Source organism: Arsenicicoccus cauae (assembly GCF_043162025.1).
Classification (GTDB): Bacteria; Actinomycetota; Actinomycetes; order Actinomycetales; family Dermatophilaceae; genus Arsenicicoccus; species Arsenicicoccus cauae.
In genome coordinates this window covers 2,496,415-2,511,388 of record NZ_CP171001.1, presented here as the reverse complement: position 1 = coordinate 2,511,388, position 14,974 = coordinate 2,496,415, and the positions used below count along the sequence as shown (strand labels likewise).

General features: G+C 72.6%; 12 protein-coding genes. 5 read left to right on the top strand and 7 right to left on the bottom strand.

What is annotated here, in order from left to right:
• Positions 1–11 precede the first annotated feature (11 nt).
• From ACF3NS_RS11710 to ACF3NS_RS11700, 3 genes are all read right to left on the bottom strand, one after another.
• The gene (locus ACF3NS_RS11710) at positions 12–1,199 is read right to left on the bottom strand and encodes an SPFH domain-containing protein (protein WP_288798405.1); all 1,188 of its coding nucleotides are present in this window, start codon (positions 1,197–1,199) and stop codon (positions 12–14) included.
• A gap of 3 nt (positions 1,200–1,202) precedes the next feature.
• A complete protein-coding gene (locus ACF3NS_RS11705; RefSeq protein WP_288798403.1) occupies positions 1,203–1,667 on the bottom strand; it encodes an NfeD family protein in 465 nt (154 codons plus the stop codon).
• A 107-nt stretch (positions 1,668–1,774) separates the two neighbouring features.
• Entirely contained in the window at positions 1,775–2,569 is a 795-nt protein-coding gene (locus ACF3NS_RS11700; RefSeq protein WP_154594207.1) for an ABC transporter ATP-binding protein, read from the bottom strand.
• Positions 2,570–2,610: 41 nt separating this feature from the next.
• On the opposite strand from ACF3NS_RS11700, the gene ACF3NS_RS11695 reads away from it, so the two are divergent.
• Complete coding sequence (locus ACF3NS_RS11695; RefSeq protein ID WP_392466204.1) at positions 2,611–3,372, top strand: hypothetical protein; 762 nt, start codon at positions 2,611–2,613, stop codon at positions 3,370–3,372.
• Positions 3,373–3,505: 133 nt separating this feature from the next.
• Here ACF3NS_RS11695 and glgA read toward each other — a convergent pair whose 3' ends face one another.
• Positions 3,506–4,699, bottom strand: coding sequence for a glycogen synthase (gene glgA, locus ACF3NS_RS11690; RefSeq protein ID WP_288800107.1), 1,194 nt, complete (start codon positions 4,697–4,699; stop codon positions 3,506–3,508).
• 148 nt (positions 4,700–4,847) lie between these two features.
• On the opposite strand from glgA, the gene glgC reads away from it, so the two are divergent.
• The 4 genes from glgC (at position 4,848) to cphA (ending at position 10,907) form a co-directional block, all read left to right on the top strand.
• On the top strand, positions 4,848–6,101 hold the full coding sequence (gene glgC / locus ACF3NS_RS11685) for a glucose-1-phosphate adenylyltransferase (protein WP_288800108.1): 1,254 nt from the start codon (positions 4,848–4,850) through the stop codon (positions 6,099–6,101).
• A gap of 75 nt (positions 6,102–6,176) precedes the next feature.
• A complete protein-coding gene (gene serB / locus ACF3NS_RS11680; protein ID WP_288800110.1) occupies positions 6,177–6,896 on the top strand; it encodes a phosphoserine phosphatase SerB in 720 nt (239 codons plus the stop codon).
• 168 nt (positions 6,897–7,064) lie between these two features.
• On the top strand, positions 7,065–7,961 hold the full coding sequence (locus tag ACF3NS_RS11675) for a cyanophycinase (RefSeq protein WP_392466201.1): 897 nt from the start codon (positions 7,065–7,067) through the stop codon (positions 7,959–7,961).
• 135 nt (positions 7,962–8,096) lie between these two features.
• Positions 8,097–10,907, top strand: a complete 2,811-nt coding sequence (cphA, locus tag ACF3NS_RS11670) for a cyanophycin synthetase (RefSeq protein WP_154594202.1) — start codon at positions 8,097–8,099, stop codon at positions 10,905–10,907.
• Between the two features lie 129 nt (positions 10,908–11,036).
• Here cphA and ACF3NS_RS11665 read toward each other — a convergent pair whose 3' ends face one another.
• The 3 genes from ACF3NS_RS11665 to fabG form a co-directional block, all read right to left on the bottom strand.
• Positions 11,037–13,268 carry a tetratricopeptide repeat protein gene (locus tag ACF3NS_RS11665; protein ID WP_392466197.1) on the bottom strand — a complete coding sequence of 744 codons (2,232 nt, stop codon included), beginning with the start codon at positions 13,266–13,268 and terminating at the stop codon, positions 11,037–11,039.
• Positions 13,269–13,405: 137 nt separating this feature from the next.
• Positions 13,406–14,167, bottom strand: coding sequence for an enoyl-ACP reductase FabI (fabI, locus tag ACF3NS_RS11660; protein ID WP_154594201.1), 762 nt, complete (start codon positions 14,165–14,167; stop codon positions 13,406–13,408).
• Positions 14,168–14,233: 66 nt separating this feature from the next.
• Positions 14,234–14,959 carry a 3-oxoacyl-ACP reductase FabG gene (gene fabG / locus ACF3NS_RS11655; protein ID WP_288798287.1) on the bottom strand — a complete coding sequence of 242 codons (726 nt, stop codon included), beginning with the start codon at positions 14,957–14,959 and terminating at the stop codon, positions 14,234–14,236.
• Positions 14,960–14,974: the final 15 nt, after the last annotated feature.

Below are 14,974 nucleotides of genomic sequence, written 5' to 3'. Positions count from 1 at the left end.
TCCGCCCGCCCTCAGCGGGGGTCGACGCCAGGCGGCGGCGTCGCCGTCGACCCGGCGGGTGGCTCGGCGACGGGCGCCGTCGGAGGCGCGGCCGGCGGCTCTGCGGCGGGCATCGCCTGGGTCGGCGCAGTCGGCATACCGGAGGGGCGTCGCTCCTGGGCGTGGTCCTCGGCCTCGCGCTCGGTGGCCTGGGCCTGGCTGCGGGCCTCACGGAGCGCCTCGGCGGGGTCCTGCAGCTGCACGTCGTCGAATGCCGCGCGGGACAGCTCGGAGTCCTCGGGGGTGTAGGGGTCGGACGGGTCGCTGCCCCAGCCGCCCTTGCCGTCGTTGCCGGCGTTGCCTCCGAGCGCGGAGCCGATGCCCTTGAGCGCCTCGGTGAGCTCGGACGGGATGACCCACAGCTTGTTGGCGTCGCCTCGGGCGAGCTGGGGGAGCACCTGGAGGTACTGGTAGGCGAGGAGCTTCTGGTCGGGCTTGCCGCGGTGGATCGCGTCGAAGACCTGGGTGATGGCGCGGGACTGACCCTGCGCCTCGAGGATGCGGGCCTGGGCGGAGCCCTCGGCGCGCAGGATCTGCGACTGCTTCTCGCCCTCGGCGGTGAGGATCTGGGACTGCTTGACGCCCTCGGCGGTCAGGATCGCGGCGCGACGGTCACGCTCGGCGCGCATCTGCTTCTCCATCGAGTCCTGCACGGAGTGCGGCGGGTCGATGGCCTTGAGCTCGACGCGGTTGACACGGATGCCCCACTTGCCGGTGGCCTCGTCGAGGACGCCGCGCAGCTGGGCGTTGATCTGGTCGCGCGAGGTCAACGTCTGCTCGAGGTCAAGGGATCCGATGACGTTGCGCAGGGTGGTGACGGTGAGCTGCTCGATGCCCTGGATGAAGTTGGCGATCTCGTAGACGGCCGACTTGGCGTCGATCACCGAGTAGTAGATGACCGTGTCGATGGAGACGACCAGGTTGTCGCTCGTGATCACCGGCTGGGGCGGGAAGGACACCACCTGCTCGCGCAGGTCGATGTTGGCGCGGACCTTGTCGAAGAACGGGACCAGCAGGTGCAGGCCCGCCGTCAGGGTCCGTGAGTAGCTGCCGAGCCGCTCGATGATGAGCGCCGTCTGCTGCGGCACGATCTTGATGGTCTTGGCGATCACGATGACCGCGAAGAGCACCAGGATGCCGAGGACGATCAGGGTCTCCATGGATCAGATGCCTTCCCGGCTGTCCGCGGCGTCGGCGACGACGGCGGTAGCCCCCTCGATGGACACCACCCGGACCTCCTGGCCCGGGGGTATGGCGGGTTGCCCCGCCTGGGTGCGCGCGGTCCACGTCTCCCCCGCGAGCTTGATCAGCCCGCTCGTGGTGGTCACCGTCTCGGTGACCAGGGCTGCGCGCCCGATGTTGGCGCCGGCGCCGATGCTGGTGTCCGGCGCGACGGTGAACCGCCGCTTGACCATGGGCCGCACCAGCAGGACGAGCAGCAGCGCCACGACCACGGCGACGACCACCTGCGCGGCGAAGCCGGCACCCAGGGTCGCCGCGATCGCCCCCGCCAGGGAGCCTCCCGCGAGCATCAGCCAGAAGAAGTCGACGCTGGCCGCCTCGATCGCCCCCAGGATCAGGGCCAGGCCCACCCAGGCCAGCCAGCCGTTGTCAGCGAACCACTCCATGACGTCCCACTCTCCTCGTCTCCAGCACGTCGGGCACCTGGGGGGTGCGCCTGCGGCGCGGACACCTGTGTGACGTGTCCCGGGCCGTGCGGGTTCCCCACGAGGCCTCAGCCCGCGTCGGGGCGGGCGCGGGCGGCATACCGCTCGCCGTGCTGCTCCAGGACCAGCGGCAGGCCGAAGGTCTCGGACAGGTTGTCCTCGGTGAGGGTGAGCTCGAGCGGACCGGCGGCCACGACCATCCCGTCGCGCAGGAGCAGCACGTCGGTGAAGCCCGGCGGGATCTCCTCGACGTGGTGGGTCACCAGGACCAGGGCGGGCGACATGACGTCCTGCGCGAGCTCGCCGAGGCGACGCACGAGGTCCTCGCGACCACCGAGGTCCAGGCCGGCGGCGGGCTCGTCGAGCAGCATCAGCTCGGGGTCGGCCATCAGGGCCCGGGCGATCTGGACGCGCTTGCGCTCCCCCTCGCTCAGCGTCCCGAAGGTCCGCTCGGCGAGGTGCGCGACGCCGAGGGTGCCGAGCAGCTCGTCGGCCCGCTGCTCGTCGAGCTCGTCATAGCTCTCGCGCCATCGCCCGATCACGGCGTAGGACGCGGTCAGCACGACATCGCGCACCCGCTCCGACAGGGGGACGCGCTCGGCGGTGGCGGCGCTGGCGATCCCGATGCGAGGCCGCAGCTCGAACACGTCGACCGCCCCGAGGGTCTCGCCGAGGACGCTGGCGGTCCCGCTCGTCGGGTGCATCCGCGCGGCGGCCAGCTGCAGCAGCGTCGACTTGCCGGCTCCGTTGGGGCCCAGCACGACCCAGCGCTGACCCTCCTCGACCTCCCAGTCGATCCCCTCGACCAGCGTGGTGGCGCCACGGCGCACCGTGACATCGTCGAACTCGAGGACGTCGCTCATGCTCCGACCCTATGGCACCCCGCGCGCCTAGGATGGCCGGGATGTCCGAGCTGCCCCTGTCGTGTCGCCTGGCCCTGTGGGTGACCAGCGCGTATGCCGGCCGCCTGCCCCTGGAGCGGGCGCTGGTCGCGGCGGCGGCCGAGCTGGACCACGTCTCTGGGGTCGAGCGGGTGCAGGACTGGGGCTCGCTGGGCGAACGCGTCGTGGCGGTGGCGCTGCCCCGCGCCGGAGCCACCGTCTCGGTGCCGCGCGGCAACCCCGACCTCGTCGGGGCGGCGGCCGAGGCGGGCGAGTGCTGCTACTCCCCCGCGCTGGGCGTGGCGGTGGTCCCGGCCGTGGCGGAGTTCGGGCCGGCGGGCGACGTCGGGTGGGCGGCGCGGTTGACGGCATACGACTGCGACCCGGTGCCGAGCCACCGCCTGGAGATGCTGTCGGTACGCGAGGCGGAGCGGGTCCTGCGGGCCGAGATCGCCTCGGCCACCGAGGAGCTCACGTCGCTGGGCGCGGTCTGGGGCGCGGCCGCGCGCGACGCCGCCGACGCCGCGCTGGGCTCAGGGCGCTGGGGGCTGCCACCCGACCTGCCCGCCCGCGCGGTGTCCGTGATCACCCTGGCCGCGACGGTCGGGCGCATCGCCGACCTGGGGCTCGAGGCCGCCGACCCGTCGCTGGTGGCGGGCGAGGCGGGGCGCCGGTCGGCGACGCTGCAACGGCTGCAGCGGGCGGCGGACGAGGCGCTGGAGACGGCCACCAACGTGGCGGCGCTGGCGATCGCGGGCTACCTCCCCGCCGACCGCCTCCCCTGATCGCGAGACCGTCCCTTCCCCCTTACCCCGTCTCCCTTCCGGAGATCGTCAGGGTCGTGCCCAACGTTCTTGGACGAGACGCTCACGATCCTGCGGGACGCGGGACGCGGGACGCGGGACGCGGGATGCGGGGTCAGGCGTCGAGGACGGTGCGATAGACCTCGAGGGTCTTGTCGCCGATCGCCGCCCACGAGAAGTGCTCGACGGCGCGCTGCCGTCCCGCTCGCCCCATGGCCCGCGCGCGCTCGACGTCCGACACGGCATCCGTCAGCGCCGCCGCCAGGTCGGCGACGAACCGCTCCTCGTCCAGCGGCGTGCCCGACCCGTCCTGCACCTGCTCGATCGGGACCAGCCACCCCGTCTCGCCGTGCACCACGACCTCCGGGATGCCGCCGGTCGCCGTGGCGACCACGGCCGCCTCGCAGGCCATCGCCTCGAGGTTGACGATCCCGAGCGGCTCGTAGATCGAGGGGCACGCGAACACCGTGCACGCCGACTCGAGCGCCACGATCTCGTGGCGGGGCAGGTGCTCGGCGATCCAGGCGACGCCGTCGCGGCGGGACTTGAGGTCGTCGATCAGCGCCTTGACCTCGGCCTTGATCTCGGGAGTGTCGGGCGCGCCGGCGGCCAGCACGAGCTGCACGCCCTCGGGCAGCCGGGCGGCGGCCTTGATGAGATAGGGCAGCCCCTTCTGCCGGGTGATCCGCCCGACGAAGCACACGAACGGCCGGTCGGGGTCGATGCCGTACTTGTCGAGCACCTCCGGGTCGGGGCCGGGCCTCCAGTCCTCGGAGTCGATCCCGTTGTGCACCACGTGGACCCGCGCCGGGTCGAGCGTGGGGTAGCAGCGCAGGATGTCCTCGCGCATCCCCGCCGAGACCGCGATGATCCCGGCCGCGGCCTCGTAGGCCGACCGCTCCACGAACGACGAGAGCGCGTAGCCGCCGCCGAGCTGCTCGGCCTTCCAGGGCCGCAGCGGCTCGAGCGAGTGGGCCGAGATCACGTGCGGGATGCCGTTGAGCAGCGACGCCACGTGACCGCCGAAGTTGGCGTACCACGTGTGCGAGTGCACCAGGTCGGCGCCTCCCACGTCGGCCGCGATGCGCAGGTCGGTGCCCATCGTCACCAGCGCCGCGTTGGACCCCTCGAGCTCGGGCAGGTCGGCATACCCGGTCGTGCCCTCCTCGTCCCGGGGGCCGCCGAAGCAGCGGACCCGGACGTCGATGTCGCCGCGGGCCCGCAGGGCCCGGACGAGCTCGGTGACGTGCACACCCGCGCCGCCGTAGACCTGGGGCGGGTACTCCTTGCTCACGATGTCGACTCGCACGGGAGCAACCTATCCGGGGTCGGGCCCGCCCGCCCGCCCAGCCCCGACGAGACGGTCGGCGGCGGCGGATCCGGGCCCGCCACGATTCGCCGCTCACGGCGGATCCCCTCCCGTGGCAGGCGGATCGCCGCGACCTTAGGGTGAGGGCATGTACAACCGCCGCGGCCACAAGAAGGTCCTCGCCATCGTCCTCGCAGGCGGGGAGGGCAAACGACTCATGCCCCTCACCGCTGACCGCGCCAAGCCGGCCGTCCCGTTCGGCGGCAACTACCGGCTGATCGACTTCGCCCTGTCCAACGTCGTCAACAGCGGCTTCCTCAAGGTCGTCGTGCTGACGCAGTACAAGTCGCACAGCCTCGACCGGCACGTGTCGCGCACCTGGCGCATGTCGCAGATGCTCGGCAACTACGTCACCAACGTGCCGGCGCAGCAGCGCATCGGCAAGGAGTGGTACCGCGGGTCCGCCGACGCGATCTACCAGTCCATGAACCTCATCCGCGACGAGGACCCGGACATCGTCGTCGTCGTGGGCGCAGACCACGTCTACCGCATGGACTTCTCGCAGATGGTCGCCCAGCACGTCGACACCGGGGCCGCGTGCACCGTCGCCGCGATCCGTCAGCCGCGGTCCATGGCCGACCAGTTCGGCGTGATCGACGTCGAGCCGAGCAACCCGGCCAAGATCCGCGAGTTCCTCGAGAAGCCCACCGACCCCGAGGGCCTGCCGGACTCCCCCGAGGAGATCCTCGCGTCCATGGGCAACTACGTCTTCACCAAGGACGCCCTGGTCGCGGCGCTCGAGAGCGACAATGCCCGCGACGACACCAAGCACGACATGGGCGGCGACATCGTGCCGGCCTTCGTCGACGCTGGCGACGCCTACGTCTACGACTTCAAGGACAACGTGGTGCCCGGCGAGACCGAGCGCGACCACGGCTACTGGCGCGACGTCGGCACGATGGACTCCTACTACGACGCGCACATGGAGCTCGTGTCCCTCAACCCGGTGTTCAACCTCTACAACATGGAGTGGCCGATCTTCACGCAGATGGAGTCGCTGCCGCCGGCCAAGTTCGTCACGGGCATGGCCTCGCGCGCCGCCAAGGTCACCAACTCCACCGTCTGCCCGGGCGTCGTCGTGTCCGGCGCCGAGGTCACCACGTCGGTGCTGTCCCCGCGCGTCAAGCTCAACTCCTACTCCACCGTCGAGGGCTCCGTGCTCTTTGACGACGTGGTCGTCCACCGCAACGCGACCGTGCACAAGGCCGTCCTCGACAAGGGGGTCGACGTCCCCGAGGGCGCGATGGTCGGCGTCGACAAGGAGCACGACCGGGCCCGCGGCTACTACGTGACCGACTCCGGGATCACGGTGGTGGGCAAGGGAGTCCAGATCGTGCACTGACCGGCTCGATGACCACGACGTCGTATGCCGGACAGCCCACCGGCATACGACGTCGCCGTCTCTAGGCTGGGGCCCGTGCCCGACACCCCCGCCGCTCCCCTGGTCCGCCGCCCCGAGGTGCTCGAGCGCACCCGTGCCGCGCTGGCCGAGGGGCCACCCCTGCTGCTCACCGACGTCGACTCCACGCTCATCGAGGACGAGGTCATCGAGCTGCTCGCCGCGCACGCCGGCAAGGAGGACGAGGTGCGGGCGGTGACCGAGGCGGCCATGCGGGGCGAGCTCGACTTCGCGCAGAGCCTGCACGCGCGGGTCGCCGTGCTCGAGGGGCTGCCTGTGACGGTGATCGACGCGGTGCGGGCCGCGGTGAGGGTGACCCCCGGGGCGCAGGAGCTCGTCGACGCGGTCACCGCGGCGGGCGGCGTCGTGGGCGTGGTGTCGGGCGGGTTCGTGGAGGTGGTGGGCCCGCTCGCGCAGACCCTGCGGATCCACCACGCGGTCGCCAACGCCCTGGAGGTCACCGACGGTCGGCTCACCGGGCGCGTGTCCGGCGAGGTCGTGGACCGCGCCGTCAAGGCCCGCGTCCTGCGCGAGCTGGCCGAGCGGCACGGCATACCGCCGGAGCGCACGATCGCCGTGGGCGACGGCGCCAACGACCTCGACATGCTGCAGGCGGCCGGGCTCGGGGTGGCCTTCGCCGCCAAGCCCGCGCTGGCCGACCGCGCCGACGTGTGCCTGCCCGGCCCCCGGCTCGACGACCTGGTCGAGCTGCTGGGGCTCCCCCGCGCTGCCCGGTGAGGCGCGGCGGGGCGGTCGCGGGCGGGGGCGGGACGGGCGGGTGCGGGCGTGGGCGGGTTCGTCTCGCTCTGCGGCGCGGCGACCCGGGGGGCCGCGGGCAGCGGCCTAGGGTAACGGGCAGCGCACCGCGGTCCGTGCGCTGCCATGACACCGGGAGTTGATCCGCACATGTCCGCCCAGCCGGAGCCGACCATCCATCGTTCGCTGCTCATCATCGGCGGCGCCGAGGACAAGATGGGGCGGGCGACGGTGCTGCGACGCTTCGTGCGGCTGGCCGGCGGCGAGCGGGCCCGCGTGGTGGTCATCCCGTCCGCGTCGGCGTTCGCGGACGAGGCGGCGGAGGTCTATGCCGATGTCTTCGCCCGGCTCGGGGCGGACCGGACGGTCACGGTCGACATCCAGAGCCGCGCCGAGGCCGACCGCACCGACGCGGGGTGCGGCGCCGCTGCCATCGACGAGGCCACCGGTGTCTTCATGACCGGGGGCAACCAGCTCAAGCTCGCCCAGCTCATCGGCGGCACCGAGGTCGGGCGCGCCATCCACCGGGCCTACGAGCGCGGCGCCGTCATCGCCGGCACCTCGGCGGGGGCCTCGATCATGAGCCGGTTCATGATCTCGATGGGCGACGAGGGCATCACCCCGCGCCAGCGGTCCAGCCAGCTGACGGCGGGTCTGGACCTGCTCCCGGACGTGATCGTCGACCAGCACTTCGCGCAGCGCACGCGCTACGGACGGCTGCTGTCCCTCGTGGCCGGCTCCCCCGCCCTGCTCGGTATGGGCGTCGACGAGGACACGGCCGCCGAGATCACCGACGGGCGTGTGCTCACGGTCATCGGCGACGGCGGCGTGTTCATCGCGGACGCCCGCCGCGCGGTGACCGACGCCTACGAGGCGGCCGAGGACGCGCCGCTGCTCGTGAGCGGGGCGGTCGTCCACACGCTGCCCGCCGGGTCGACCTTCGACCTGCAGACCGCCACGCTCATGAGCTTCTCCGAGATGCACCCCGACGTCGACGTGCGCCGCTCCGAGCGCGAGCACCCGGACGGGTCCTCGCCCGTCGTCTGAGCGAGCCGGTGACCCCCGGTGGCGGCGGTCCCGGCATACGGCATCGGTCCCCGCCCCGCCCCCCGACGGACCAGAGGGACAGCACCGTCCGGGGCCGCTAGCCTGGGGCCCGCGTCCCCCAGCCAGGAGGTCTCCATGGACACCCCACGCCCCCGCCCCTGCGGGCCGGCCCGACCCGACCTGCGGGTCCTGTCCCAGCGGGTCTACCGCGGGCCGAACGTCTGGTCCTACGACCAGGCCGTCCACCTCGTCGTGGACCTCGGGATCCTGGAGGAGTACCCGACCGACCTGCTCCCGGGCTTCACCGAGCGCCTGGTCGAGCTGCTGCCGGGCCTGGAGCGTCACACCTGCTCGGTCGGGACGGCGGGCGGCTTCATCCAGCGGATGCAGGACGGCACGTGGCTAGGTCACGTCGCCGAGCACGTCGCGCTGCAGCTGCAGCAGGAGGCGGGGCACGACCTGCGCCGCGGCAAGACCCGCTCGGTGCGCGGCAAGGTCGGGCAGTACAACGTCATCGTCGGCTACCTGGACGAGGCCGTCGCGCTGGCCGCGTGCGAGCTCGCCGTCCGCCTCGTCAACGACCTGGTGGAGCACGACGAGGCCTTCGACTTCGAGGCGGAGCTGGCCACCTTCCTGCGGTTCGCGCAGCGTCAGGCCTTCGGACCGTCCACGATGGCGATCCTCGAGGAGGCCGTCAGCCGCGACATCCCCTGGCAGCGCCTCAACCGCGGCTCGCTGGTCCAGCTCGGGCAGGGCGTCCACGCCAAGCGCTTCCGCGCCACCATGACCTCGCTGACCGGGGCGCTGGCCGTCGACATCGCCTCCGACAAGGACCTCACCACGCAGCTGCTCGCCTCGGCCGGCCTGCCCGTCCCGCGCAGCGAGCTCGTGCGCGACGTCGAGGGTGCCGCCGCCGCGGCCCGCCGGATCGGCTACCCCGTCGTCGTCAAGCCGCTCGACGGCAACCACGGCCGCGGCGTCTGCCTCGACCTGCGCGACGAGCAGGCCGTCCGCGAGTCCTTCCCGATCGCGCAGGAGCAGTCCCGGCGCGGGTCGGTGATGGTCGAGTCCTTCGTCACCGGCAAGGACTACCGCTGCCTGATCATCGGCGGCCGCATGCAGGCCATCGCCGAGCGCGTCCCCGCGCACGTCGTGGGGGACGGCACCCACACGGTGGCCGAGCTCGTCGACATCACCAACGCCGACCCCCGCCGCGGCGTCGGCCACGAGAAGGTCCTCACCAAGATCAAGGTCGACGAGGCCGCGGTGGAGCTCGTCCGGTCGCAGGGCCACGCCATGGACGCGGTCGTCCCGCGCGGCGAGATGGTCAAGCTGGCCCTCACCGCCAACATGTCCACCGGCGGCATCTCCATCGACCGCACCTGGGACGCCCACCCCGACAACGTCGACGTGGCCGAGGAGGCGGCGCGGCTCATCGGGCTTGACGTCGCGGGCATCGACTTCATCTGCCCCGACATCACCGAGCCGGTCCGCGAGACCGGCGGCGCGATCTGCGAGGTCAACGCGGCCCCCGGCTTCCGGATGCACACGCACCCCACCGAGGGCGAGCCGCAGTTCATCGCCAAGCCCGTCGTCGACCTGCTGTTTCCCCCCGGGGCGCCGTCGCGCGTGCCGATCATCGCCGTGACCGGCACCAACGGCAAGACCACCACCAGCCGGATGATCTCCCACATCTTCAAGGGTCTCGGGCGCAAGGTCGGCATGACCTCCACTGACGGCGTCGTCATCGACGAGCGCCTCGTCATCAAGGCCGACGCGTCCGGCCCGCGCTCGGCGCGCATGGTCCTGCAGAACCCCCGCGTCGACCTCGCCGTGATGGAGGTCGCCCGCGGCGGCATCATCCGCGAGGGCCTCGGCTACGACCGCAACGACGTCGCCGTCGTCACCAACGTCGCCGCAGATCACCTGGGGCTCAAGGGGATCGACACGCTCGAGCAGCTCGCCGCGGTCAAGCGCGTCGTGGTCGAGGCGGTCCCCCGCTCCGGGTATGCCGTGCTCAACGCCGACGACGAGCACGTGCGGGCGATGCGCCGCCGCTGCTCCGGCTCGGTCGTGTGGTTCTCCCTCAAGGCGCCCGGCTCCGAGGAGCGCGCCATGATCGACGAGCACTGCCGCCGCGGCGGCCGCGCCGTCGTGCTCGAGGAGACCGAGCGAGGCGAGATGATCGTGATCCGCCAGGGCCGCCGCTCGATGCAGCTGGCGTTCACCCACCTGCTGCCGTCGACCTTCGAGGGCACCGCGCGCATGAACGTCGCCAACGCCCTCGCCGCCGCCGGCGCCGCGTTCGCGCTGGGGGCGCCGCTGCAGGACATCCGCCAGGGACTGCGCACCTTCACCACCAGCTACTACCTCTCCCCCGGCCGCATGAACCTGCTCACCGTCGCCGGCCGGCAAATCATCGTCGACTACTGCCACAACGCGGCCGGGATGCGCATGCTGGGTGACTTCGCCCAGCGGTATGCCGACCGTCAGGAGGAACGCGGGGCCGGCGGCACGGTGCGGCGCATCGGACTGGTCGCGACCGCGGGCGACCGCCGGGACGACGACATGGCCGAGCTCGGCGCCGTGGCCGCGGAGTACTTCGACACCATCGTCGTTCGCGACGACGCCCACCTGCGCGGGCGCGCCCCGGGCGAGCAGGCCGAGCACGTGGCGCGCGGCATACGGCAGGCGCAGGAGGCCGGGCGAGCCCGGTGCACCGACGTCGAGATCGTGCTCGACGAGCTCCAGGCGACCGACCGCGCGCTGGAGATCGCCGAGCCCGGCGACCTGGTGGTGCTGTGCGTGGACAAGCACGCGCAGGTCATGGAACGCCTCGAGCAGCGGACCAAGGTCGCGACCCCGCGCGGCGACAACGAGCAGGACGGCCGGGCGTACGACCCGGACTTCGTGATGGACCAGGCCGCGCAGGCCGAGACCGCCTGAGTCGCCACGCGGTGCGCGGCGAGCGCGCCACCCCGATCGCGGGGCGGCGCGCTCGCTGCGTTGTGTCAGCTGGGAGCTCAGGTTGGGTCGTCTGGAGGGGCTGGGGGCGTGCGTTGGTGAGCTAGGAGCTCAGTCCGTGTCGGCGGGGGACGTCCCGCGCATGAGCTCGACGCGGCGGTGCAGGCCGTCGCGGTAGTAGTCGTCGTCGGTCGTCGCCGCACGGCGGAGCAGCGCGTCGATCAACGAGGCCACGGCCTCCTGCGCGTGCCCCGCGTCGATCTGCGCGAGCGCGCGGAAGGCGACATACGCGCCGCTGTCCTGGCGCCGCGCGTCCACGGACTCGAGCAGCGCGAGCGCCTCGGCGGGTCGCCCCTGGCGGCGCACGGCCGAGGCCTCGCTGATCAGGGAGCGGGTGCGCCAGGGCTCGTCCAGCCCGGCCTCGCGCGCTCGCTGGAACAGCTCGATGGCGGCCTCCTCCTCGTCGCCGCGGTTGCGATAGGCCGCGAGCTCGAAGAGCAGCCGGCCGTCCGACGGGGACTCGGCGAGGAGTTGCTCGATGGTGGCCACGCGGTCGGCCAGGGAGACCGTTGCGTCGGCGCGCAGGGCGCGCAGGGTCTCCTCGTGCTCGTGCTCGCCGCGGGCGCGCTTGACCTTGGCCCGGATGGAGGTGGCGGAGTCGGGGCGGGCGCCCTGCTCGAGCAGCCAGGCGTTGAGCTGCGGCCAGTCGGCGTGCACCATGACGGCGACGACGTCGCCGTTGCCGGTCTGCCGCAGGATGCCCTGCAGGCCGTCGAGCTCGGTGGGATAGGAGTCGACCTCGGCGACGCCGACGCGGGACAGCCCGATCCGCAGGTGCGCCTCGAGGTCCTCGCGGGTGCGGCCTCGCAGGTAGCGGTCCTTGTGCACGACGTGCACGACGTCGGCGCTGGACCCGGCCATCGCGCCCATGGACTCCAGGATCTCGTCGGTGCGGTCGCCGCCGGTGCCCACGCCGAGGTGGAAGCGTGCGCCGGGCCTGGTGAGCCCCCGGGCGACCTCGATCAGCGCCTGGAGGCCGTCCTCGTTGTGCGCCATGTCGAGGATGACGGTCGCGGTGCCACCGGAGTCCACCCGCACGGTGTAGGTGTTGAGCCGGCCGGGGTTGTGCTCCCCGTCGGGGGCGAAGGTCCGCAGCCCCTCGACGACGGCGTCGCGCGGCAGGCCGAGTCCGAGGGACGTGGCGGCGGCCGCGAGCGCGTTGGCGGTGTTGTGCCGCGACAGCCCGGCCATGGTCATCGGCACCTCGGCCAGGGGGAGCAGCCGGTCCACCTCGCCGTCGCGCTCCAGGACGGCGATGGCGTCGTCGAGCACGGTGATGCCCCGACCACCGTCGTCGACGGCCTCGCGCAGCGCGGGCGAGGACGGGTCGGTGCTGAACGCCCACGGGCGCGCCTCGGTGCTCGACCGCATCGCCCAGACGCGGGGGTCGTCACCGTTGAGCACGGCCCACCCGTCGGGCCGGGTGACCTTGGTCACGATGGCCTTGACCTCGGAGAGCTGGTCGACCGTGTCGACGCCCTGCATGCCGAGGTGGTCGGCTGTGACGTTGGTGACCACGGAGACGTCGTTGTGGGTCACGCCCATGCCCTTGAGCAGCATGCCTCCGCGCGCGGTCTCGAGGATGCCGACCTGCACGCCGGGGTGGTGCAGCACGGCGGCCGCGCCCGCGGGACCCGAGTAGTCCCCCTCCTCGACCTCCTCGCCCTGGGCGTAGACGCCCGACGTGCTCGACCACGCGGTCTGCAGCCCCGCCGTCATGGCGATGTGGGCGACGAGGCGGGTGGTGGTGGTCTTGCCGTTGGTGCCGGTGATGGAGGCGACGGGGATCTTGGGGGTGATCGTGGTCGGGCGGGCGCCGGCGGGGGCGGTGGCGATCTGCCGGGTCGCGTCGTCCATGGCCTGCCGGGCCTCGTCGTCGTCGCCGGTGAGCAGGGCCGACAGCACCGGCCCCAGCGCCTCGGCCATCGCGACCCCGCGGCCACGCCGGCTCCACGGGAACGCGACGACGATCTCCTCGGGACGGTTGCCTGCCCGTGTCTTGGTCGACAGGCCTCGTATGCCGGCGCCCGCCGCGAGCCGCCGGACCAGGCGACGCGCGAGGCGCAGCGCCATGGCCTGGCGCTCCAGGGTGTGGGCGCCGCCGGGGTCGGCCTGCCGCAGGCCGAGACGTGCCGCGAGGCGGCGCGCCTGGGGGCGACGCAGCTCGAGGATCCCGGGCACCTCGAGCACGACCTTCATGGCCGGACGCGTGAAGTAGAGGTTGGGTCCCTCCAGCACTCGCACCTCGGTCACCGTGATGGGCGCCACGTCCGCGTCAGTCATGCGCCCGATCCTAGGGGCTGACCAGGGCCCTCGCCGCACGGTCCGGGACCGCCCGCAGACCGGTAGAACGCACGGTCACCCGCCCGTATCGAGGGGGCTCCCCGCGAGGCGGCAGGCGCTGCGTCATACGGCCTGAGTCACTGACCCATCGCGTGGACGCCGCCGTCGACGTGGACGATCTCGCCCGTCGTCGCGGGGAACCAGTCGGACAGCAGCACGGCGCAGGCCTTGGCCGCAGGCTCGGGGTCCTTCACGTCCCAGCCGAGGGGCGCGCGGTCGTCCCACACGCGCTCGAACTGCTCGAAGCCCGGGATCGACTTGGCCGCGGTCGTGCGGATCGGGCCGGCGGCCACCAGGTTGCAGCGGATCCCCTTGGGGCCCAGGTCACGCGCGAGGTAGCGGTTGGTCGACTCGAAGGCAGCCTTGGCGACGCCCATCCAGTCGTAGACCGGCCAGGCGAACTTCGCGTCGAAGGTGAGCCCGACGATCGAGCCGCCGTCGGTCATGAGCGGCTCGCACGCGACGGCCAGGGACTTGAGGGAGTAGGCCGAGATCTGCAGCGCCGTCGACACGTCCTCCCACGTCGCGTCGAGGAAGCTGAAGGCACCCTGGGGCGCGAAGCCGATGGAGTGCAGCACGCCATCGAGCCGGTCGGTGTGCTCGCCCAACCGCTCCGCGAGCGTGTCGAGATGCTCCTGGTCGGCCACGTCGAGCTCGATGACCGGCGGGGTCTGCGGGAGGCGCTTGGCGATCGTCTGGGTGATCTTCATCGTGCGGCCGAAGCTGGTGAGGATGACCTCCGCGCCCTCCTGCTGCGCGATGCGCGCCACGTGGAAGGCGATGGAGGAGTCCATCAGGACGCCGGTGACGAGAAACTTCTTGCCGTCGAGCATGCCCATGGGACAGGTCCTTTCGTATGACGGATGCGGGGTCGGGTCTCGCGGGGTCGGGTCTCGCGGGGGTGCTCAGTGGCCCATGCCGAGGCCACCGTCGACCGGGATCACGGCGCCGGAGATGTAGGACGCGCCCGGCGAGGCGAGGAAGGTGACGGCGGAGGCGATCTCGTCGGCGGAGCCGAGGCGGCCGGCGGGGATGGCCTTCTTGTAGCCCGCGACCGTGTCCTCGGGGAGCACGGCCGTCATGTCGGTCTCGACGAAGCCGGGGGCGACGACGTTGGCGGTGATGCCTCGGCCGCCGAGCTCGCGCGTGATGGACCGCGCGAGGCCGACGAGCCCGGACTTGGAGGCGGCGTAGTTGGCCTGCCCCGGGCTGCCGTAGAGCCCGACCACGCTGGAGACGAAGATCAGGCGACCTCGGCGGAGCCTGATCATGCCCTTGGAGGCGCGACGGGCGCACCGGAAGGCGCCGGCGAGGTTGGTGTCGACGACCTGGTCGAAGTCCTCGTCGCTCATGCGCATGAGCAGCGTGTCCTTGGTGACGCCGGCGTTGGCGACGACGACCTCGATCGGTCCGCCCAGCAGCTCCTCGGCCGCCGTGAACGCTGCGTCGACCGACTCGGTGCGGGTGACGTCGCCCTGCACGGCCTGCAGCCCGTCGGGGGCCTCGCCGGACCGGCTCGTGACGACCACCTTGTCGCCCTGCGCCACGAAGGCCCGCGCGATCGCGAGGCCGATGCCGCGGTTGCCTCCGGTGACCAGGACGGTGCGTGGCTCGGGACGGTCGGTGGTCATGGTGCTCCTCACCAG